The 19,717-nt window shown below is 58.3% G+C and carries 20 protein-coding genes; 12 read left to right on the forward strand and 8 right to left on the reverse strand.

From position 1 onward, the window contains the following. The first annotated feature begins 108 nt into the window (after nucleotides 1-108). Both ARCT_RS0114545 and ARCT_RS0114550 read left to right on the forward strand, forming a co-directional pair. Nucleotides 109-1,419 (forward strand): NAD(P)/FAD-dependent oxidoreductase, encoded by a 1,311-nt coding sequence (locus ARCT_RS0114545; RefSeq protein WP_027240730.1) that lies wholly within the window; start codon nucleotides 109-111, stop codon nucleotides 1,417-1,419. A 229-nt stretch (nucleotides 1,420-1,648) separates the two neighbouring features. Beyond that, nucleotides 1,649-2,860 carry a DegT/DnrJ/EryC1/StrS family aminotransferase gene (locus tag ARCT_RS0114550; protein WP_027240731.1) on the forward strand — a complete coding sequence of 404 codons (1,212 nt, stop codon included), beginning with the start codon at nucleotides 1,649-1,651 and terminating at the stop codon, nucleotides 2,858-2,860. Between the two features lie 207 nt (nucleotides 2,861-3,067). Here ARCT_RS0114550 and phaR read toward each other — a convergent pair whose 3' ends face one another. Then, nucleotides 3,068-3,643 (reverse strand): polyhydroxyalkanoate synthesis repressor PhaR, encoded by a 576-nt coding sequence (phaR, locus tag ARCT_RS0114555; RefSeq protein ID WP_027240732.1) that lies wholly within the window; start codon nucleotides 3,641-3,643, stop codon nucleotides 3,068-3,070. A gap of 211 nt (nucleotides 3,644-3,854) precedes the next feature. Here phaR and ARCT_RS0114560 point away from each other — a divergent pair, with 211 nt between their 5' ends. Continuing rightward, nucleotides 3,855-4,727 (forward strand): NAD-dependent epimerase/dehydratase family protein, encoded by an 873-nt coding sequence (locus ARCT_RS0114560; RefSeq protein WP_027240733.1) that lies wholly within the window; start codon nucleotides 3,855-3,857, stop codon nucleotides 4,725-4,727. A gap of 239 nt (nucleotides 4,728-4,966) precedes the next feature. On the opposite strand, the gene ARCT_RS0114565 is transcribed toward ARCT_RS0114560, so the two are convergent. Further along, complete coding sequence (locus tag ARCT_RS0114565; RefSeq protein WP_027240734.1) at nucleotides 4,967-5,410, reverse strand: phasin family protein; 444 nt, start codon at nucleotides 5,408-5,410, stop codon at nucleotides 4,967-4,969. 131 nt (nucleotides 5,411-5,541) lie between these two features. Further along, entirely contained in the window at nucleotides 5,542-7,347 is a 1,806-nt protein-coding gene (locus ARCT_RS0114570; protein WP_027240735.1) for a PHA/PHB synthase family protein, read from the reverse strand. 153 nt (nucleotides 7,348-7,500) lie between these two features. Between ARCT_RS0114570 and phaZ the strand changes: the two genes are divergently transcribed. Continuing rightward, nucleotides 7,501-8,799, forward strand: coding sequence for a polyhydroxyalkanoate depolymerase (gene phaZ, locus ARCT_RS0114575; protein ID WP_027240736.1), 1,299 nt, complete (start codon nucleotides 7,501-7,503; stop codon nucleotides 8,797-8,799). Nucleotides 8,800-8,803: 4 nt separating this feature from the next. Continuing rightward, complete coding sequence (locus ARCT_RS0114580) at nucleotides 8,804-9,376, forward strand: DUF6151 family protein (protein ID WP_027240737.1); 573 nt, start codon at nucleotides 8,804-8,806, stop codon at nucleotides 9,374-9,376. A gap of 153 nt (nucleotides 9,377-9,529) precedes the next feature. On the opposite strand, the gene ARCT_RS0114585 is transcribed toward ARCT_RS0114580, so the two are convergent. The 3 genes from ARCT_RS0114585 to ARCT_RS0114595 form a co-directional block, all read right to left on the reverse strand. Then, on the reverse strand, nucleotides 9,530-10,267 hold the full coding sequence (locus ARCT_RS0114585; protein ID WP_027240738.1) for an alpha/beta fold hydrolase: 738 nt from the start codon (nucleotides 10,265-10,267) through the stop codon (nucleotides 9,530-9,532). Between the two features lie 219 nt (nucleotides 10,268-10,486). After that, nucleotides 10,487-10,912, reverse strand: a complete 426-nt coding sequence (locus tag ARCT_RS0114590; RefSeq protein WP_027240739.1) for a VOC family protein — start codon at nucleotides 10,910-10,912, stop codon at nucleotides 10,487-10,489. Nucleotides 10,913-10,983: 71 nt separating this feature from the next. Then, nucleotides 10,984-11,724 (reverse strand): alpha/beta hydrolase, encoded by a 741-nt coding sequence (locus tag ARCT_RS0114595; protein ID WP_027240740.1) that lies wholly within the window; start codon nucleotides 11,722-11,724, stop codon nucleotides 10,984-10,986. Between the two features lie 198 nt (nucleotides 11,725-11,922). Between ARCT_RS0114595 and ARCT_RS0114600 the strand changes: the two genes are divergently transcribed. The 6 genes from ARCT_RS0114600 to ARCT_RS0114625 all read left to right on the forward strand — a co-directional run bounded on the left by ARCT_RS0114600 (nucleotide 11,923) and on the right by ARCT_RS0114625 (nucleotide 18,120). Next, on the forward strand, nucleotides 11,923-12,930 hold the full coding sequence (locus tag ARCT_RS0114600) for an Lnb N-terminal periplasmic domain-containing protein (protein ID WP_036784945.1): 1,008 nt from the start codon (nucleotides 11,923-11,925) through the stop codon (nucleotides 12,928-12,930). A 207-nt stretch (nucleotides 12,931-13,137) separates the two neighbouring features. Then, nucleotides 13,138-15,084 carry a threonine--tRNA ligase gene (gene thrS, locus ARCT_RS0114605; RefSeq protein ID WP_027240742.1) on the forward strand — a complete coding sequence of 649 codons (1,947 nt, stop codon included), beginning with the start codon at nucleotides 13,138-13,140 and terminating at the stop codon, nucleotides 15,082-15,084. Nucleotides 15,085-15,305: 221 nt separating this feature from the next. After that, nucleotides 15,306-15,611, forward strand: coding sequence for a BufA1 family periplasmic bufferin-type metallophore (locus ARCT_RS0114610; protein WP_027240743.1), 306 nt, complete (start codon nucleotides 15,306-15,308; stop codon nucleotides 15,609-15,611). A gap of 259 nt (nucleotides 15,612-15,870) precedes the next feature. After that, nucleotides 15,871-16,761 carry an MNIO family bufferin maturase gene (gene bufB / locus ARCT_RS0114615; RefSeq protein ID WP_027240744.1) on the forward strand — a complete coding sequence of 297 codons (891 nt, stop codon included), beginning with the start codon at nucleotides 15,871-15,873 and terminating at the stop codon, nucleotides 16,759-16,761. Then, nucleotides 16,758-17,552: an HvfC/BufC N-terminal domain-containing protein gene (locus ARCT_RS0114620; RefSeq protein ID WP_051360772.1), complete on the forward strand. Its 795-nt coding sequence runs from the start codon at nucleotides 16,758-16,760 to the stop codon at nucleotides 17,550-17,552. Before bufB ends, ARCT_RS0114620 begins: the two co-directional genes overlap by 4 nt. Nucleotides 17,553-17,556: 4 nt before the next feature. Next, nucleotides 17,557-18,120 carry a DoxX family membrane protein gene (locus tag ARCT_RS0114625; protein WP_027240746.1) on the forward strand — a complete coding sequence of 188 codons (564 nt, stop codon included), beginning with the start codon at nucleotides 17,557-17,559 and terminating at the stop codon, nucleotides 18,118-18,120. Nucleotides 18,121-18,221: 101 nt separating this feature from the next. On the opposite strand, the gene ARCT_RS0114630 is transcribed toward ARCT_RS0114625, so the two are convergent. After that, complete coding sequence (locus tag ARCT_RS0114630; RefSeq protein ID WP_027240747.1) at nucleotides 18,222-18,539, reverse strand: arsenate reductase family protein; 318 nt, start codon at nucleotides 18,537-18,539, stop codon at nucleotides 18,222-18,224. Nucleotides 18,540-18,770: 231 nt separating this feature from the next. Here ARCT_RS0114630 and ARCT_RS0114635 point away from each other — a divergent pair, with 231 nt between their 5' ends. Next, the gene (locus ARCT_RS0114635; RefSeq protein WP_027240748.1) at nucleotides 18,771-18,989 is read left to right on the forward strand and encodes a cold-shock protein; all 219 of its coding nucleotides are present in this window, start codon (nucleotides 18,771-18,773) and stop codon (nucleotides 18,987-18,989) included. A gap of 169 nt (nucleotides 18,990-19,158) precedes the next feature. On the opposite strand, the gene ARCT_RS0114640 is transcribed toward ARCT_RS0114635, so the two are convergent. Continuing rightward, nucleotides 19,159-19,647 carry a dihydrofolate reductase gene (locus ARCT_RS0114640; protein ID WP_027240749.1) on the reverse strand — a complete coding sequence of 163 codons (489 nt, stop codon included), beginning with the start codon at nucleotides 19,645-19,647 and terminating at the stop codon, nucleotides 19,159-19,161. Nucleotides 19,648-19,717 lie beyond the last annotated feature (70 nt).

Consider the following 19,717-nt stretch of genomic DNA (forward strand, 5'->3'; position numbering starts at 1 on the left):
CAGGGTGTCATGTCCCGGTGCGGCATCAGGGCAATAAAATATTTCTGCAAAGATACAGAGCTGGCGGCGCGCGCGCCCTGTGCGCCTAAGCTCTTATAGAGGTGTGCGATGGGACTTAATCTGCTCCACTCCAATGATCGCAAAGGCGAGTACCCCAACAGTTGGTATGCGGCAACGGCCACGCCTCTGGCACGGTTTGCGCCCCTGTCAGGCGATAGGCGCGCCGATGTCGTCATTATTGGTGGGGGCTATACCGGGCTGTCGGCAGCGCTGCATCTGGCCGAAGCGGGCATGGATGTGACCCTGCTGGAGGCACATCGTGTTGGCTTTGGCGCCTCTGGCCGCAATGGTGGCCAGCTGGGCAGCGGCCAGCGCATGGATCAGGAGGGGCTGGAGGGTTTTGTTGGCCACCAGGAGGCAAAAAAGCTCTGGCAGCTTGGGGAAGAGGCCAAAGATCTGGTGAAATCCCTGATTGCCAAGCACGATATTCAGTGCCACCTGCGCCCCGGTGTTGCCTGGACAGCCTCCAGCAGTCGAGAGAGCAAGCATCTGCATGACTATGGGCGTCATCTTGAGGATCGCTATGGCTATGATCAAATCGAGCTGCTCTCGCCTGAGGCCTGCCATCAGATGTGCCCCTCGCCCGATTACAAAGGCGGCATTCTGGATCACGGGGCCGGCCATCTGCACCCGCTCAACCTGGCGCTTGGCCTGGCCCGCGCGGCGGCTGCGGCGGGAGCCTCTTTGCATGAGGAAAGCGAAGTTCTGCAGATCCAGGAAGGTGCCGAGGTCCGCGTCAAAACCGCCACAGGCGAGGTCCGCGCTGATCATCTGATCCTGGCCTGCAATGGCTATTTGGGTGGGTTACACCGGCAGGTCGCTGCCCGGGTGATGCCGATCAACAACTTTGTGGTTGCAACCGAACCGCTGGGGGATGACGCAGACAAGGTGCTGGGACGGGATGTCGCGGTGGCGGATGGCAAGTTTGTGGTCAATTATTTCCGGCTCAGCCATGATAAGCGGCTACTGTTTGGCGGTGGCGAAAGTTATGGCTACCGCTTCCCCTCAGACATCAGGGCGGTGGTGCGCAAACCCATGACGCAGATCTTTCCACATCTGAAAGACGTGCGCCTGGACTATGCCTGGGGTGGCACCCTTGGGATCACCATGAAACGTATGCCCTATCTGGCGCGCCTCGGGGAAAATGTGCTCTCTGCCTCGGGCTATTCCGGGCATGGTGTGGGCACCGCAATCCATGCCGGCCAGCTGATCGCCCAGGCCATCCAGGGGCAGGCCGAGGGGTTTGACACCATGTCCCGCGTACCCGCCCCGCGCTTTCCAGGTGGTCCGGCCATGCGCTCGCCGCTGCTGGCCCTGGCCATGACCTGGTTTGCCCTGCGCGACCGGATTGGGATCTAACCCCTTCCAGAAATTTTCCTTTTCCATCTGCGCCCCGTCTCAGTTCAGCCTGAGCGGGGTCCTTGGCCTTTTGTGCAGTGGTTGTTGCCCCTGCTGCAAATCCTGAGAGTGAACATCACAACAAATCTGTGAAATTCCGCCGATCCCAGGATGGAACGGCCCGCTTTCTCTTGGCATGTGGTCTCAGGTGTTTTATATTTATCAAATCCATAATTCAGGAATTTGAAATATGACAAAGGCCCCTAATGTTCACGCTGCCGAACCGATCCCAGAAGCAGCGCGTCAGGCAATTGAAGATTTGATGCAGTCTGGCGACCTGTTTCGCTACACCGCACCCGAGAATGCCCCGGTTGCCCTGCTCGAACAGGAATTTGCAGCGCTTTTAGGCTGCAAATATGCCCTGGCCGTCTCCTCCTGCTCGGCTGCCCTGTTCCTGTCTCTCAAGGCCCTGGACCTGCCCCGCGACGCCCGTGTGTTGATCCCGGGCTTTACCTTTGCCGCGGTGCCTTCTTCGGTGATCCATGCCGATTGTATTCCTGTGCTCTGTGAGGTGGGGGACAACTACCGCATTGATATGGCGGATTTTGAGGCCAGGCTTGGCGATGATATTCAGGCGGTGATCATCAGCCACATGCGTGGCCATACCTCTGATATGGACGCCATTCTTGCGCTCTGCGACGCCCGCGACATCCCGGTAATCGAGGACGCGGCCCATTCGCTTGGCACCACCTGGAACAGCCGAAACATTGGCACCCTGGGCAAGATTGGCTGCTTCTCGTTTCAATCCTACAAGATGATCAACGCCGGCGAAGGTGGTATCCTGATCACCAATGACGCCGATCTGGTGGCCCGCGCAGTGATCATGTCCGGCGCTTACGAGCACAACTGGCAAAAGCACAAAGCCCCAATGGGCGATAACAGCACAGACCTGGCAGAGGCCTTTGCCAAATGGCAAAACCAGCTGCCGCTTTATAATCTGCGGATGAGCAACCTTTCCGCCGTTGTCATTCGCCCGCAGCTGCCGGAACTGGCGCGTCGGGTGCGGGACGGGCTAAAAAACCACGATTATGTCGCCGCCCAGCTGAATGCCTCGCCCTTCTTTGATGTCCCCGCCCCACTGGCCCCAGAGCAGCGCGCGCCGGATTCCATCCAGTTCAATCTGGTGGGCATGACGGATGCGCAAATCACCGCCTTCTCCGAGGCAACCGCAAAGGCTGGCGTCAAGGTGCAGATCTTTGGCCGCTCCGCGGACAATGCCCGAGCCTTCTGGAACTGGCAGTTCATCCAGGACCTGCCTGAGTTGCCGCAGACCCGTGCCATGCTGATGCAGGCCTGTGACGTGCGTCTGCCAGTGCGGCTGACCAAGGCAGAGCTGGATGTGGTTGCCGGAATTCTGATTGACGCCGTCACCACAACCATGGCCCGTGCCGCCGCAGCCTGATTATCCCCTCCCTCGAGATGTCACGCAGCCGCGCCGCGCTCTGCGCGGCGCCAGGCCCAACGGGAGGAGATCCCCAAGGGATCTTCCGACGGGCGGGAGCCCCCCCCTTTTGGGGTCTCACACTTGCGGCACACAAAAAAGGCTCTGATCTGATCAGAGCCTTTCAAATGTTATATTTTCACTTGCAATCAGATGGTTAACCTAAAGCTACTTCAACTTGGACAGCTTTTCCTGCAGTTCTGACAGCTGGCGTTTGATCGCATCCAGGTCTTCGCCATCCCCCTCCTTTGCAGGCTCCGCTTCTGGCGTGGTTGTGCCACCGCCCCAGCCCCCAGCAAGACCACCAGGCAGGCCAGCGGTCATTGCCTTCAAAAACGCCTCCTGCTGCACCTTCATCGCGTCAAATCCCGGTATCTGCGACATCGGGTTCATCGCCGAGATATTCTCAACCATCTGAGACTGACTGTCGCGCAGCATATCAAAGGAGGCCTGCAGGAACTGTGGCATCACCCCACCACCCGGCTGCATATAGCTGCGCACCAGATCGTTCAGCACATTGACCGGCAGCACATTCTCACCACGGCTTTCGTGTTCGGCAATAATCTGCAACAGGTATTGCCGTGTCAGATCATCACCGGACTTCAAATCGACAATCTGAACTTCACGCCCTTCCCGGATGAACCCCGCAATGTCTTCCAAGGTGACATAGTCGCTCGTCTCGGTGTTGTATAAGCGCCGGCTGGCGTAACGCTTGATCAGCAGGGGTTTTTCCTGATCGGCCATACTGTCCCTCCCCGGACATGATGCATTGCAGAAAAGACTATGCGAGCGCAGAACAAAAGAAAAGCCTGCAGAATGACCTTCCTTGGCACCCCTCCTCGCAGCCCGGCTCTTTGGCACAACGAGCACGCGCCTTCCGACTACAAATTAGCCCTTGAGCTAAACCTGACTTGAGGTTTTACAACCTGTCCTGAACGAAGACAGGAGACCTGGTTTGAACATTTTGATCCTTGGCGGCACCGGATCCATCGGCAGCGCCGTCACCGCAGAACTGGTGGCCCACAATCACAAGGTCATTGGTCTTTGCCGCTCTGAGGCTTCCGCACAGAAACTTGCCGCTTTGGGCGCCCAGCCTTGGCGGGGAGATCTGCGGGCTCCGGCCAGCTGGCGTGCCGCGCTCAGCCAGGTTGAGGCGGTGATACAGCTGGCTGCAACCTTTGAGGATGACTCAGGCGCGGTGGATGCCGCAGCCATTGCGGCAATCAAACAGGAAGCCCGCTGCCGCACCAGCCCGCTGCGGGTTCTCTATACCGGTGGCTGCTGGCTTTATGGTCAGACCGGCGATCACACCGCCTCTGAAACCAGCCCAAAGCGCCCAATTGCTGCCTTTGCCTGGATGCAGGAAAATGCCCAGGCATTGCAGCAAGATCCCAAGATCAGCAGCTGCATTGTTCATCCGGCCATGACCTACCATGAGGAAGGCGGTGGTGTTTTTTCGCGGCTGCTTGCCCAGGCTTCATCTGGGAGGCCGCTGGAGGTCTGGGGCAGTATCCATACCCGTTGGCCGCTGGTGCATCGCCGTGATCTGGCCCGCGCCTACCGCCTGTTGGTGGAACACCCCGATCTTTGTGGTCAGTATAATGTCGCCGCCCAAAGCGGTGTGCCGATGCGGGATATTCTGGATGAGATCATCCGGCGACACCCCCATGACGGCGCCTATGTGGTGCGCAACCGCAAATATGTGATGTTCAAATATGGTTCCTGGGCCGAAGGCCCGACGCTGGATCAGCAGATGGCCGCAGATAAGATCCAGACCGCCTGCGGCTGGCACCCCGAAGTCAGCGACTTTACCCAGGCCGCGTTCTAGGTCGAGTTCTAGGTCGGGTTCTAGGTCGGCCCGGGTTCCTGGCAGGACTGTATTCTAGGCCAGGTCTGTTTTCCTGGCAGATCTGGGGTCCAGCCCCAACCCTCCCCCCCCCTCGACCGAGAGAAAAAACAAAAAAGGACAGGTCAAACGACCTGCCCTTTTGGACACGTAAGAGGGGATCATATGCAGGGAGGAGCCTTGATCCCGCTCTTCGCGGTCAGCCAGCCCATTAGGGCTGCTTATTTTGCGGCTGCTTTTTTGGCGGCAGTGGTCACTTCGGAAGTGGCCTTTTTGACAGCGGCAGTGGCTTCTTCGCCCATGTCTTTGCCTGCGGCCATCAGCAATTCAACGGTTTCCATCTGCACTTTTTTTGCAACTTCGGCAAATGCGGCCATGTTTTCGGCTGCGACTTCTGCAGAGGCGCTGGCGAAATCGGTGGCAGATTTTGCATACTCAGAAGGATCTGTCTGAGCTTTGGAAACGCTGGACATTTTGGCCAGGGCGTCTTTGGTCCATTTGCTGGAGATTTCCGAGGACTGCTCAGCAGCACCCAGAACAACGGCGCTCAGCTTTTCGTTCAGCGCAGCGGTGTTTTTGAAGGCTTCTTCCATGGCGGATGTATCCACCGGAAATGCGCCCATCATGTCTTTCATCATAGCGGTAAAATCTTGGGTCTTAGCCATTGTACTGGTTCCTCTGGTTGCCATCTCGGGACCACCCCGCGTTTCAGCATGAGGAAAATATACTTTCTGCATTGCAGCATTTCAAGAAAATAATGCTGCAATGCAGAATAAACTAGCGTAAACCTACAAAATCAATCATTTGCCCGGACGCGCACATAGCTGCCAGGGGCTGGTTCCAGCACTGGATAGCCCGAATCACCGGGGATGCGCGCCGGAACCTGCTTGCCCGAGCGCTTCTTCAGCCAGCTCTCCCAACGTGGCCACCAGGACCCTTCGTTGAAACTCGCCCCTTCCATCCATGCCTCTGGGGTCAGCTTCAGATCGTCGTTGGTGTAGTGACCATATTTGTTGCGGCTGGGCGGGTTGATAATGCCGGCGATATGGCCGGACTGCGACACGATGAAGGTCTTGCTGCGCGCCCCCATCTGCTGCACGCCTTTGTAACAATTGCTCCAAGGCGCGATATGATCCGTCTCACAGGTGATCGCCATCAGGGGAATATCCACGTCCTTGAGCTGCAGCATCTCGCCAAAGAGTTCAAAACCGCCATCGGCAAACTGGTTGCCCTGGCACAGCCCACGCAGATATTCCTCTGCCATCTTGCCTGGTAGATTGGCACCATCGCCATTCCAATACAGCAGATCAAAGGCAGGCGGGGTCTCTCCCAGCATGTAGCTGCGGATGGCGGGGCCATAGACCAGATCGTTTGCCCGCAGGAACGAGAAGGTGCGCGCCATGATAAAGGAGGGCAAAATGCCGTCTTCGCCAATCTCCTCGACAATTGCGTCGACAAAATCATTCTGCAGGAAAGGCGTAAAATCACCCTGATCGGAAAAATCCGTCAGCGCAGTAAACAGTGTTGCCGACTTTACCGATTTATCGCCGCGTTTTTTCATCAAGGCCAGCGTCAGGCTCAGCGTGGTGCCCGCAATGCAATAGCCGATGGCGTTGATTTGCTTGACCTTGCAGATTTCCTTGGCCTTTTCAAAAGCGGTCAGGAAGCCTTCTTCGACGTAGTCTTCCATGCTGACATCGGCATAGTCCTTGTTGGGATTGATCCAGGAGACCACAAACAGGGTATAGCCCTGTTCGGTCACCCATTTGATCAGGCTGTTCTGCGCCTTGAGGTCAAGGATGTAGAATTTGTTGATCCAGGGCGGGAACAACACGATGGGGGTTTCGTGCACGGTTTCGGTGGTGGGGTGATACTGGATCATCTCCATCATCCGATTGCGATAGACCACTTCTCCCGGAGTGGTGGCAATATTACCCCCGATCTCAAAGGCGGTTTCATCCGCCAGCCGTACCACCAGCTCGCCGTTATTGGCCTCAAGATCGTTGACCAGATTCTGCATCCCGTCGATCAGGGATTTCCCTTCGGTCTCCAGCGCCTTTTCCAGCGCATCCGGGTTGGTGGGCAGGAAATTGGTCGGCGCCATCATGTTGATGATCTGATCGGAGAAGTATTTCAGCCGGTGGCGATCAATAGGGTCCAGATCATCGACCTGCGCTACGGCTTCGCGAATTGTCTCGGCATTTGTCAGATACTGCTGCTTTACAAAGCTGAAATAGGGGTTGTTGTCCCACATCGGATTGCCAAAGCGGCGGTCTTGCGATGGCTCTGATGTGGTGCTTTCATGGCCCTGCGCGGCCAGAACTTTCTGTGCCTCGGCAAAATTCAGCACAGATTTCCCCCAAAATTCGACCTGCTTTTCCATCAATTTAGCAGGGTTTTGCAGGATTTCGGTCCAATACGAGGTTGCTGCACGTGCAAACAACTCCTGATTCGGACCATCCAAACCGGGGTTGTGGCCTTTCTTGCTGGCCATGATTTCAACCATTTTCTTTGAGAGCTGGTCAACTCTCTCCATATTTTCCTTAAGGCGTTCAAGGTGTTCTGGCGAAGTGCCATGATCCAGCGCGTCACTTGTTGTCATCTTAAGGAATCCCCCATACTCTTTCTGCTGTGCAGAATACTGGTTTGCCCATGTTACGCCAAAGCGACGAAAGGTCCGAGGCCCTGCATTATATCCGCTCCCGATCGTGGGATTTAAAACGGCGGGCAGTCAAGCAGTCAAAAGGAAAGCCATATGCGTTTTATGATGTCGTACGACTTGATGGAAACCGCCCGGAATATGAACCAGTGGCTGGGCGCCAGTGCCTTGTCGATGGCCTCCTACCCTGCCTTTTCGGCGGTCCCCAACCCGGCGCTTAGCTGGATGGCCGCCTGGGGCGAAGTCACCGAACGCACCTTTCAACGCATGAGCGTCAAACCCGACTGGGGCATCCACAGTTTCACCTGCGAAGACGGCAAGGACCATCTGGTCGAAGTCACCCCGGTAGTTGAACGCGACTTTGGCGATCTTATTCACTTCTGCGTCGCTGGCCGCGAAGAACAGCCCCGCAAGGTTCTGGTCGTGGCCCCGATGTCTGGCCACTATGCAACGCTGCTGCGCTCCACCGTCAAAAGCCTGCTTGTCAACTGTGAAGTCTATATAACGGACTGGCACAACGCCCGCGACATTCCGGTCTCTGCCGGCAAGTTCGATATCGAAGATTACACATTGTACCTTGTTGATTTCATGCGTGAACTGGGCCCAGACACCCATGTGATTGCGGTCTGTCAGCCAGCGCCGCTGACCCTGGCGGCAACCGCCTATCTGGCCGAGCAGGATCCTGCTGCACAGCCCTCCTCGCTGACCCTGATTGGCGGTCCGGTTGACCCGGATGCCACCCCAACCGAGGTCACCGACTTTGGTCGCCGGGTCACCATGGGCCAGCTGGAAGAAACCATGATCCAGCGGGTTGGTTTCAAATACAAGGGCGTTGGCCGCAAGGTCTATCCCGGCCTGCTGCAGCTCTCTTCTTTCATGTCGATGAACATGGATCGTCACTCGCAGGCCTTTAGCGATCAGATCCAGCGCGCCAGCCGTGGTGAATCCTCGGAGCACGATGCCCATAACCGTTTTTACGATGAATATCTGGCGGTGATGGATATGACGGCAGAGTTCTACCTTTCCACCGTTGAGCGCGTGTTCAAATCCCGTGAAATCGCCCGCAATGAATTTGTCGTGGATGGCCATAAGGTTGATATCGGTGCGATCACCGATGTGGCGGTGAAATCCGTTGAAGGCGCCAATGATGATATCTCGGCCCCCGGCCAGTGTATTGCAGCATTGGATCTGTGTACCGGCCTGCCAGACAGCAAGAAGGCCAGCCATGTCGAACCCGGCGCCGGCCACTATGGTATCTTTGCGGGCCGCAGCTGGCGCGACAATATCCGCCCCCTGGTCATTGAATTCATGGATGCAAACAGCCGCAAACCCAAAACCGCTGCAAAACCCCAGGTGACCAAAGGCAAGGCCAAACTCACCGCCGTGGAAGGCTGAACTCATGCACGACGGGACCTTTAACTTTTCCTGCTCCTGTGGCTGCTTTGCCGGCCATATTTCGGCAGAGGGACAAAAATCCGGGCTTCGGATCTTGTGCCATTGTCCGGATTGTCGCGCGGCTGAGCTCTATCATCATCAACCCGACCCGGTTGAGGGGGTAGACCTGTTTCAACTGGCGCCGCATGCCATCACCATCACCAAGGGAGCAGAGCACCTGCACCTTCTGCGCCTTGGTCCCAAAGGCCTGTTTCGCTGGTACGCAGGGTGCTGTGGCACCCCCTTTGCCAATACCCTTTCAAAACCGCAGCTGGCCTTTGCCGGGCTGCGGACAGATCTGTTTGACGACAAGAACGCACTCGGCAAGGTCAAAGCCCAGGCCCATGTCCCCCGCCCCGGCAAGCCGCCGCGCAGCCAAGGCATGGCACGCATGGTCTATGGGATCTTCTCACGGATGATTACCGCACGCCTGTCCGGCCTGTGGCGTGAGACGCCCTTTTTTGATGTTGAAACCGGCAAGCCAGTGGCGGAGCCAGAGGTGCTGTCAAAAGAGGCCCGCGCCAAGCTCTACCCCTAGGGCCTGCGCGCCCCCCCCCCCTGAACAACCTGCACAGCCCCTGTCTGCACAGCCCCTGTCTACACGATCCCTGTCTACACGATCCCTGTCTGCACGATCCCTGTCGGTCACGATCCCCGACAGGGTTGAAACTCTGTCTCAGGAAGCGCTGCCCTAGGCGGCCTCTGCGCCCACAGGGCTCGCCAGCCAATGCAACAGCGCCCGGTTGACCGCTTCCGGCTGTTCCAGCCCCGGCAAATGCCCAGCGCCTGCAATGATTTCCAGCCCGGCATGGGGGATCAGCTCCGCCATGAATTCATGGCGCTTGACCGGCGTCAGGCGGTCATATTCTCCACAAAGGATGAGCGTCGGCACCCGACAGCGCCGCGCTGTCGCCTGCTGGTCAAGCCGACGTTGCAAAGCCCGGCTTTGATCAACAAACAGCTCCGCCCCCAGATCCAGCCCCATCTCACGCACCAGATTGAGGATATCAAGCCGCCGCGCCCCCGGAGCCAGCACCTCTGGCGGCAAGGAGAGCTGCAGGGCCTTTTCCAGCCCGCCGGTGCGGGCACTGACAATCAGCGGCTCCCGCATGGATGCCTGATCCGGCGTTTCAGACAATGGAGTTGTCGCCATCAGGCAAAGCCGGGTGATCCGTTCCGGGGCGCGGCGCAAAATCTCCAGTGCCACGATCCCCCCCATCGACAGGCCAACCAGAGCAAACTTTGCGGGCAGCATTGACAGGATATGCGTCGCAATATCTTCGATGCGCGCCCCGCCATGCAGAGGTGCGACCATAACCGGAGCCTGTACAGACAGGGCCTGCAGCTGCGGCGTAAAGACCCGCGCATCACACATCATGCCCGGCAAAAACACCACGGGTTCGCGCCCCCAATTCCCTGCTTGCTCCATGCCGCCCTACCTTTATCGCGTTGATCTTGAAATACTATCTTCTGGGACAGCTTCTGGAGAGTTCAAACCAGCCTCGCGTGTCTCCCCCTCACTCTTGCGGTGACTTTCCTTCGGGAGCAAGAGATATTCCCGCCAGATCCGCACGCAAGCGCAGATCCTGTCGGACCCAGCAGTGGCTCGGAAAGGATCTGCGGTGGCTTGACGACACCGCAGGAAAAATCAGTATCCGTCCCAGCGAAAGGCACCATTGTCGGCCAGCGGTGAAAACGGGTTATGCGCCACTTCCCAGATATGGCCATCGGGTGCTCTGAAATAGCCGATATAGCCCCCCCAAAACACCTCGCCGCCTGGGCGCAGGATTTCCCCGCCAGCCTCCCTGGCAAGCGCCAGCATATCATCCACCTCTTCGCGGCTGCGGGTATTGTAGCTCAGCGTCATCGCGCCGGTGCCCAGGGCCTCAACCGGCAGTCCGATGTCCTCTGCCAGTTTGTCCAGAGGATACAGCCCCAGCGTCTGCGAGATCAGATCAAAAGCAACCACGCCGTCCGGGCTTTCGACCGCTTGCCAGCCCAGCGCCGCATAAAAGGCGGCAGCCTGTTCAATATCCGGCACCCCGAGGGTGATCAAACTCACCCGTTGTTCCATGGTCATAACCTCTCCTTTCGCCTCTAGATCCCGTACTCTGGCCTCAAAATCCGCCCATAGCTGGCAACCGGCTAAAGCAACTCGGATATGGATGTTTCAATTAGTTTCAGACAGGCATCATCCGAAAACCGATGGTCCGCATCCTTGACCAGGTTCAGCCGCATGTCCACACAGGTTGCATGATGCAAAAGCCGCAGCGCCGTGTCCGTCGAGACGGCTGTATCAGCCGTCCCCTGCAAACAGCGCACCGGAAAGGGCAGGTCCAGCGCCTGCCGCAGCACCAGTCGGTTGCGGCCATCTTCGATCATGCGTTTGCTGATGCGGTAAGGCTCCATGTAATCGCTGGGCAACTCAACATATCCCTGCGCCTCCAGTTCGGCCTTCTGTGCTGCGCTAAAATTGGCCCAATAGCCGTCTTCCGTGAAATCCGGCGCTGCGGCAATGGTCACCATGCCCTGGATACGCTCGGGCAGGGCCCTGGCCAGAAGCAGCGCCTGCCATCCCCCCATGGACGATCCCACAATCAGCAAGGGTCCTGTGGTCAACGCAGAGACGGCAGCAAGGGTATCCTCATGCCAATCCCCGATACAGCCTTCCTCAAACCGCCCCGAACTTTCGCCATGGCCAGAATAGTCGAACCGTAAGAACCCCAGACCAGCTGATTTGGCCCAGGCCTCCAGATGGAGCGCCTTGGTTCCCTCCATGTCGGATTTGAGCCCCCCGAGGAAGACAAGCGTCACCCCCGCCCCCCTATGCAAGTGATAGGCAATAGAGCGCCCCTGTTCGGTGGTCAGAAACGTCGCTGCAGCCATGTCTGTGCACTCCCTTATTGGCTATCTCTGGGTCCAGATGTGTCACGCAATGCGCGAGGCTGCAATTGTCAAAACCGCCCCGCCCCCAAGTTGCCCCCGCAGGCAAAGGACAACAGCCAGACTTGCTCCCCCCGCCCAGAGCTTTTAGGTTGCGCCAGATGGCCAGCGCCGCGCCCGGCGACGCCACAGGGATCTACGATGACACAGATATTCTACCGCGGCGGCCATGCGATGCTCTGCCTGACAATTGTCCTGTCCGGATGCTGGGCCTCACTGGCACTGTGGTACCGCCTGCCCTTTGGCAGCATCACCCGTCTGGGGTGCGCCACCGGGTTTGCCCTCCTGACGCTGGCCGTGATCCTTGGCCTCTTCCACCCGCGACGGCTGCGCGGCCTTGCCACTTATTGTCTGGCGCTGGCCGCGGTCTGCATCTGGTGGACCAGCCTCACCCCCCCTGCGGACAGAAACTGGGCCATGGATGTGGAGCGTCAGGTTACGGGGCGGCTCACCGGCTCGACCCTCACGCTCGAGAATATTCGCAACTTCACCTGGCGCAGCCCGGTGGATTTTGACGCCAACTGGGAAACCCGCAGCTATGACCTCGACCAACTGGAAAGCCTGGATCTCTTCATGTCCTATTGGTCCGGAAAGACCATCGCCCATATGATCATCAGCTTTGGCTTTGCCGATGGCGAACAACTCGCCTGGTCAGTGGAGGTCCGCCGCCAGATCGGTGGGGGCTTCTCTCCCCTGGCTGATATGTTCAAAACCAATACCCTGTCGCTCATCGCCGCTGATGAACGCGACCTGCTGGGCACGCGTACCAACGCGCGGGGCGAAGATGTCCAGCTCTACCGCACAAACACCAGCCCGCAAAAGGCCCGCGCCCTGTTATTGCACTATGTGGCTGCTGCCAACCAACTGGCGGATCAGCCGCAGTGGTACAATTCGCTGTTTTCCAATTGCACCACCGTGGTGTTTCAAATGATCCGCACAATTGTGGGCGATGTTCCGCTGGACTGGCGTGTCATGGCCAATGGGTACCTGCCCCAATATGCCTATGATGCAGGCGTTCTCGCCAGCCGCTTGCCGCTGCAGGAGCTGACCGAAAAGGGCCGCATCACTGCCCGTGCCCAGGCGCATGGCATCACCCCTGACTATTCCCGGATAATCCGCCAGGGCGTTCCTGCCCCACTGCAAAAGTGACCTAGGTAAACTGAACCGGCCCCGGACTTTTCATTTGGCCCCAAATATCCCGGGGAGCGCGAGGGGCTGGCCCCTCGCCCTGTTGGCAGTCACCATCTTGCCCATCCCGACCTTGACAGAGGCTGGCGCACCTGCGAAATCACCCTCATCACATAACCCGCAACCGGGCGTTCAGTGGGCGCCAAACCGACGAGGAGCAGCCAGACCATGGCCCAAATCTCTCTCACATTTCCCGATGGCAACGCACGCAGCTACGCGGCAGGCATTACCGCTGCCGAAGTTGCCGCCGATATCTCCACCTCGCTTGCCAAAAAAGCCATCTCAGCCACCCTTGACGGCCAGCACTGGGATCTGCAGTGGCCAATCCAGGCCGATGCCGCAATTGCCCTGCACACCCTCAAGGATGAGCCCCAGGCAAATGAGCTGATCCGTCACGACCTTGCCCATGTCATGGCCCGTGCGGTGCAGGAGCTGTGGCCGGATACCAAGGTTACCATCGGTCCGGTCATTGAAAACGGCTGGTATTATGACTTTGACCGCGCCGAGCCTTTCACGCCGGAAGACCTGGGCGTGATCGAGAAAAAGATGAAAGAAATCATCAACAAACGCGAAGCAGTGCGGACCGAAGTTTGGGACCGTCAGCGCGCCATTGATTTCTACACCGCCAATGATGAGCCCTATAAGGTCGAACTGATCGACGCCATTCCCGGCGATGAGCCGCTGCGGATGTATTGGCATGGCGACTGGCAGGATCTCTGCCGCGGCCCCCACCTGCAGCACACCGGTCAGTTGCCCGGGGACGCCTTCAAACTGATGTCCATTGCAGGCGCCTATTGGCGCGGCGACAGCAACCGCGCCATGTTGCAGCGGATCTACGGCGTCGCCTTTACCGGCAAGGAAAAGCTCAAGGCCCATCTCACCATGCTGGAAGAGGCCGCCAAACGCGATCACCGCAAGCTGGGCCGCGAAATGAACCTCTTCCACATGCAGGAAGAGGCCCCCGGTATGGTGTTCTGGCACCCCAATGGCTGGCGCGTCTACACCCAGCTACAGGACTACATGCGCCGCATGCAGGACAGCCATGGTTACGTGGAGGTCAACACCCCGCAGGTGGTGAACCGCAAGCTCTGGGAGGCCTCGGGCCACTGGGACAACTACCAGGAAAACATGTTCATCGTTGAGGTCGACGAAGAACACGCCCGCGAAAAGGCGGTGAATGCGCTCAAACCGATGAACTGCCCCTGCCACATCCAGATCTTCAACCAGGGTCTGAAATCCTACCGCGACCTGCCGCTGCGGATGGCCGAATTTGGCTCCTGCAACCGGTATGAGCCCTCCGGCGCCATGCATGGCATCATGCGGGTGCGCGGCTTTACCCAGGATGACGGCCATATTTTCTGCACCCCCGATCAGGTCGAATCCGAGACCAAGGAATTTGTTTCCTTCCTCGCCAAGGTCTACAAGGACCTCGGGTTTGAGAAATGGCGTGTGAAACTCTCCACCCGTCCGGAAAAACGGGTCGGTACCGAGGAAAGCTGGGATCAGGCCGAGGCGGCGCTTGCCGCAGGTATTCAGGCCGCCGGATACGACTACGAGATCCAGGAGGGCGAAGGCGCCTTTTACGGGCCAAAGCTCGAATTTGTGCTCACCGACGCCATTGGCCGCGACTGGCAATGCGGCACGCTGCAGATTGACCCCAACCTGCCCGAACGTCTGGACGCCAGCTATATTGGTCAGGACGGCGACAAGCACCGCCCGCTGATGCTGCACCGTGCAACTCTGGGCTCGTTCGAGCGTTTCATCGGCATCCTGATCGAGGAACATGCCGGCAAGCTGCCCTTCTGGCTCGCGCCGCGTCAGGTGGTTGTCGCTTCCATCACCTCGGATGCGGATGACTACGTGCAAGAGGTCGTGGCCCAGCTGCAGGCCGTTGGTGTGCGCGCCGAGGCGGATATTCGCAATGAAAAGATCAACTACAAGGTCCGCGAACATTCACTGGGCAAGGTTCCGGTGATCCTGGCCATTGGTCATCGCGAAGTGGAAGAGCGCACGGTATCGATCCGCCGTCTGGGGGAAAAGCAGACCCGGGTCGACAGTCTCGAGAATGTTACAAAGGCACTCAAGATCGAAGCAACCGCGCCAGACCTTCTGTAACATTTGGCCAATATTGATCACTTGGCGGCCCCCATCTGGGGGCCGTTTTGTTTCACAACATCAGAATTCCACTTGTTTTCAGCGCACTAGGCGGCACCTTTGGTCACGGCTGCTGACGCGCGCGTGAGACACGCTCTCGTGACTTAAACTCTTCCTTGCATCGGGTTAGGTTTTTGCTGTCAACAAGACAGCGTAAGACTAACCCAAAAGGAATTCATGAGATGTCGAAAACCTCCAAATCTTTCGCCGTAGCCAGTGCCGTGGCAGCCGCTCTGACCGCCGCAGCCACCCTGCCGGCCGCCGCCGGCACTAAGGAAAAATGCTATGGCGTGTCCCTTGCCGGTCAGAATGACTGCGCCGCGGGCCCCGGCACCACCTGCGCTGGCACCTCCACTGTTGATTATCAGGGCAACGCCTGGACCCTGGTTGATGCTGGCACCTGTGCCGACATGGAAATCCCCGCCGCCGCCGATGGCACTCAACGCCATGGCGCGCTGGAAGCGCTGGAGCGCGATCTGCCTGAATAAATCAGGCTTTGCACAACCCCCAAGGGGGCGGGCAATGCGCTGCCCTCTTGGATTACCAGCACAAACCACCCCGCTTCCTGCCCGCCCGCACCCTCCCCGGACACTGACACAGGCTATTGATTTGGCCGGTGTGACCGGTGTTCTGGCCGGTATCTGGGCCAGTATCTGGGCCTTTGCCTGGAGGTAGTTTGGGGCCGCTCACCTCTGCCGCTTAATCCCAGATCTGACTTGATCGGATCCGCCTGATACGAGATCTGCCATGCCTCAGCCCATCGCCAATAGATCCCTGCCGGATGCGCCCGGTGTCGGCTACAAACCGCAGCATTTTGCCGAGATCATGGACCAGCCCGATCCGGTGCAATGGCTGGAGATTCACGCCGAAAACTATATGGGCGCGGGCGGACGTCCCCTGGCCCAGCTGCGCCATCTTGCGGGAAAATTTGCCATCTCGGTACATGGGGTTGGCCTGTCGATCGGCGGTGAAGCCCCGCTGGACCCAGAGCATCTGTCCCGGTTGAAACACCTGGTGAGCTGGCTCAACCCAGCCAGCTTTTCTGAACACCTTGCCTGGTCCACCCATGAGGGGCAGTTTTACAATGACCTGCTGCCGCTGCCCTATACGGATGCCACGCTGGCCCGGGTCTGCACCCATATTGATCAGCTGCAAGAGGTGATCGGCCGCCCAATGCTGCTGGAAAATCCCTCCAGCTATCTTGCCTTTGCCGAAAGCACCTGGTCAGAACCAGATTTCCTGGCGGAGATCAGCCGTCGCACCGGCTGCGGATTGCTGCTGGATGTCAACAATGTCTTTGTCTCTGCCACCAATCTGGAGTTCTCTCCGCAGGGCTACATTGATGCCTTTGCCTTGGACAAGGTGGGGGAGATCCACCTCGGCGGCCACGACGAAGACGCCGACGATCAGGGGCGCCCGCTGTTGATCGACAGCCATGGCCGCGCGGTGATTGATCCGGTCTGGGCCCTGCTGGACTACACGCTGGAGCGTTCAGGCGCCAAACCGGTGCTGATTGAATGGGACAATGATGTCCCCGACTGGCCCACCCTGGCCGCCGAAGCGGAGCGCGCCGCTTTTGCCCTGGCAAACCTGCCCACCAGGACCCCTGAAGCCGCAGCGCAGCAAGTTCCGGTATGAGCAAGGACACAAAATCCCAATTGCCCCAGGTTCCGCAGGTCGATCAGGCGCAGTTCATCACCGCACTGATGGATGCTGCCGTGCCGGTGCCCACCGGGCTGGTTGATCAGGACGCGGCAGCCGCCGGGCGTCGTTTCTCTGTCTATCGCAACAATGTCGCGGTCTCTCTGACCGAGGCAATGCACAGCGCCTTTCCGGTGATCGCCAAGCTTTTGGGGCGCGAAAACATGGATGGGTTATCTGGCCTCTATCTGCGCGCCCATCCCCCCAGTTCCCCCCTGATGATGTTTTACGGCGCTGAGTTCCCCGCCTTTCTGGAGGGAATGCCGCAGCTGGATCATCTTGGATATCTCGGGGATGTGGCCCGGCTGGAGCTGGCCCTGCGCCATGCCTATCACGCCGCCGATGCCACGGCCATTGACCCGTTGCAGCTGGCTGGCCTGTCGGAACAGAGGCTGTTGGAGACCAGGCTTTGCCTTGCCCCGGCGCTGCATCTGTTGCGCTCCCCCTGGCCAATACATGCGATCTGGCGCTTCAACACCGAAGACGCCGCGCCAAAACCACAGGCAGGCGCGCAGGTGGTGGTGATCACCCGCCCCGAGTTCGATCCCCTGCCCCAGCTGGTCAGCGCCGCCGACGCCACCTGGATTGAGGCTCTGATGCGGGGGGCAAGCATTGGTGAGGCCCTGAGCCAAGCCCAAAATATAGATAGCGATTTTGACCTCAGCTCCCCACTCACCCTGCTGTTGCAGGGCGGAGCCATCACTGGACTAGAAGAAAGCAAAGGGTAACGACATGCACGCACTTGTCACCATTCACAACGCCGTTTTTGACCTGGTAGAAAAAGCTGGCAGCTGGGTATTGCCGCTGGCGGCACGCTTTGTCTTTGCCGCCACCCTGCTGCTCTATTATTGGAACTCTGGCCTGACCAAACTGGGCGATGGTTTCTTTGGGTTGTTCAGTCCCTCGGTCGGGGCCTATTCTCAGATCTTTCCCAAACAGCTCGAAGCTGTGGGCTATGATGTTTCCGAATTTGGACTATTCCAGCAGCTGGTTGTTCTTGCGGGCACCTATGCCGAGTTCATCCTGCCGCTGTTGATCCTGCTGGGCCTGTTCACCCGGTTGGCGGCACTGGGCATGATTGGTTTTATCGCAGTTCAGTCATTGACCGATGTCATTGGCCATGGTGCCACCGACGCCAAAACCCTGGGGGCCCTGTTCGACCGCTTCCCCGATAGTGTCATCATGGATCAACGCCTGTTCTGGGTCTTTGTTCTTGCCGTGCTGGTGATCAAAGGCGCAGGTGCTTTGTCCCTGGATACTGTATTAAAGCGCCGTCTTGAAACTGAGGCGATGTAATCCCCCCATAATTCAAGCAAAAGGCGCCCTGCTCCCAGCAGCGGCGCCTTTTTCACATCTTATGACAGGCGCGAGTTAAGACAGGCGCGAGGCCTGTGTTCTCACACTGGCAGCAAGGCCGCCTGTGTGGCTTTGTCCCAGCCCAAGAACAGGCCATCAACGGTCTGGATCAGCGGTCGTTTCATCAGCGCCGGATGCTGTTGCAGCAGGTTAAGTGGTGCTCCGGCGCGCTCCTCTTCGCTCAACCCACGCCAGGTGGTTGAACGGGTATTCACCAGCTTGTCCCCGAACTGCGCCAGCGCCTCTGTCAGCACCTCTGTTGGAACCCCTTCGCCGCGAACATCCACCAGGCGCGCGTCAGGCAATTGTTTCAACGCCTTACGGCAGGTATCGCAGTTTTTCAACCCGTAGAGGATCATGAATTTCCCTTCCTCAGTGTGGCGCCAAACACAATCTATAGAAGAAAACGCATAGCCACTTGATTTATTTCTCACGCATGCAACAGTTGCAGCAGGGACGACATACAGGTCGGCGCCTGTGTGGCCTGCCTTTAGGCCTGCCATGATTAAAAACGGATCGCGAACTGTCACAAACCCCGATATTCGCTGGGTAACCCCAGAACAACATATAAGTAAAAGGAGACGCGGGAAATGCCAAGTGGCACCGTGAAATGGTTTAATACAACCAAAGGATTTGGCTTCATCGAACCCGATGATGGCGGAAATGACGTCTTTGTACATATCTCTCAGGTTGAACGATCCGGTCTAACGGGTCTCACTGACAATATGAAAGTTGAGTATGAACTCACCGAGGGGCGCGATGGTCGGCAAATGGCAGGCGAAATCAAACCCCTTATGAACTCCAACTAACCTAAGGGAGTGCATAGGCACCGCCGTCACCATTGCGCAGAGAACTGTCATTTGCAGTTGGGCAATTGCCTGCACATGTCATGTGCTGACATTGCAAATCATGTGCTGGCATTGCAAACCTGCGGCGGTTCCTTGGAGGCAATATCTCCCCGGAACTGGCCGCTCGCGCTTAACTTTCGGAAGGAATACGCAGGTATTCCACCATGACGCAGGCCGGATCTGCGGAGCGCAGCACCGTGTTGCCCTGTCGCTCCCATTCACCCGCAGGTATTTCCGGAAAGAAAGTGTCTGCGCCCTCGACCTCAATAGCCACCTCGGTGATCAACAGCCGGTCCGCAATCTGCATCATTTCGCGGTAAATCCCCGCGCCGCCAATGCCATAGACCCGGCGATAGCCCTGCGCATAGGCCGCCTCTACGGCCTCGGCCACGGATGCATGTACCTCATCTGCGGCCTTGGGGTTGGAAGACACCACCAGGTTCAGCCGGTTTTTCAAAGGCTTGAACGGCAGGCTGTCCCAGGTATTGCGGCCCATGACGATGGCCCCACCAAGGGTTTCGCGCTGAAAGGCCTTAAGATCCTCGGGCGCATGCCAGGGGATGGTGTTGTCCTTGCCAATGGCACCATTGCGGTCGCGCGCAACAATCAGGGTAATCATTCTACGGTCTGCCTTGGAACGGGGGCCCCCGCCTGCGGTTGGGGCTTATGAAACGATAAAAGACGATCGG

Origin of the sequence: Pseudophaeobacter arcticus DSM 23566 (genome assembly GCF_000473205.1) — a bacterium.
Lineage (GTDB): Bacteria > Pseudomonadota > Alphaproteobacteria > Rhodobacterales > Rhodobacteraceae > Pseudophaeobacter > Pseudophaeobacter arcticus.

What these genes read in the sequence shown, in the direction of transcription:
- ARCT_RS0114545 (WP_027240730.1), top strand. Translation starts at nt 109, where the DNA reads ATGGGACTTAATCTGCTCCACTCCAATGATCGCAAAGGCGAGTACCCC.
- ARCT_RS0114600 (WP_036784945.1), top strand. Translation starts at nt 11,923, where the DNA reads ATGACACAGATATTCTACCGCGGCGGCCATGCGATGCTCTGCCTGACA.
- ARCT_RS0114640 (WP_027240749.1), bottom strand. Translation starts at nt 19,647, where the DNA reads ATGATTACCCTGATTGTTGCGCGCGACCGCAATGGTGCCATTGGCAAG.
- thrS (WP_027240742.1), top strand. Translation starts at nt 13,138, where the DNA reads ATGGCCCAAATCTCTCTCACATTTCCCGATGGCAACGCACGCAGCTAC.
- ARCT_RS0114550 (WP_027240731.1), top strand. Translation starts at nt 1,649, where the DNA reads ATGACAAAGGCCCCTAATGTTCACGCTGCCGAACCGATCCCAGAAGCA.
- ARCT_RS0114630 (WP_027240747.1), bottom strand. Translation starts at nt 18,539, where the DNA reads ATGATCCTCTACGGGTTGAAAAACTGCGATACCTGCCGTAAGGCGTTG.
- ARCT_RS0114570 (WP_027240735.1), bottom strand. Translation starts at nt 7,347, where the DNA reads ATGACAACAAGTGACGCGCTGGATCATGGCACTTCGCCAGAACACCTT.
- ARCT_RS0114610 (WP_027240743.1), top strand. Translation starts at nt 15,306, where the DNA reads ATGTCGAAAACCTCCAAATCTTTCGCCGTAGCCAGTGCCGTGGCAGCC.
- ARCT_RS0114595 (WP_027240740.1), bottom strand. Translation starts at nt 11,724, where the DNA reads ATGGCTGCAGCGACGTTTCTGACCACCGAACAGGGGCGCTCTATTGCC.
- ARCT_RS0114635 (WP_027240748.1), top strand. Translation starts at nt 18,771, where the DNA reads ATGCCAAGTGGCACCGTGAAATGGTTTAATACAACCAAAGGATTTGGC.
- ARCT_RS0114565 (WP_027240734.1), bottom strand. Translation starts at nt 5,410, where the DNA reads ATGGCTAAGACCCAAGATTTTACCGCTATGATGAAAGACATGATGGGC.
- ARCT_RS0114580 (WP_027240737.1), top strand. Translation starts at nt 8,804, where the DNA reads ATGCACGACGGGACCTTTAACTTTTCCTGCTCCTGTGGCTGCTTTGCC.
- ARCT_RS0114585 (WP_027240738.1), bottom strand. Translation starts at nt 10,267, where the DNA reads ATGGAGCAAGCAGGGAATTGGGGGCGCGAACCCGTGGTGTTTTTGCCG.
- bufB (WP_027240744.1), top strand. Translation starts at nt 15,871, where the DNA reads ATGCCTCAGCCCATCGCCAATAGATCCCTGCCGGATGCGCCCGGTGTC.
- ARCT_RS0114590 (WP_027240739.1), bottom strand. Translation starts at nt 10,912, where the DNA reads ATGGAACAACGGGTGAGTTTGATCACCCTCGGGGTGCCGGATATTGAA.
- phaR (WP_027240732.1), bottom strand. Translation starts at nt 3,643, where the DNA reads ATGGCCGATCAGGAAAAACCCCTGCTGATCAAGCGTTACGCCAGCCGG.
- phaZ (WP_027240736.1), top strand. Translation starts at nt 7,501, where the DNA reads ATGCGTTTTATGATGTCGTACGACTTGATGGAAACCGCCCGGAATATG.
- ARCT_RS0114625 (WP_027240746.1), top strand. Translation starts at nt 17,557, where the DNA reads ATGCACGCACTTGTCACCATTCACAACGCCGTTTTTGACCTGGTAGAA.
- ARCT_RS0114620 (WP_051360772.1), top strand. Translation starts at nt 16,758, where the DNA reads ATGAGCAAGGACACAAAATCCCAATTGCCCCAGGTTCCGCAGGTCGAT.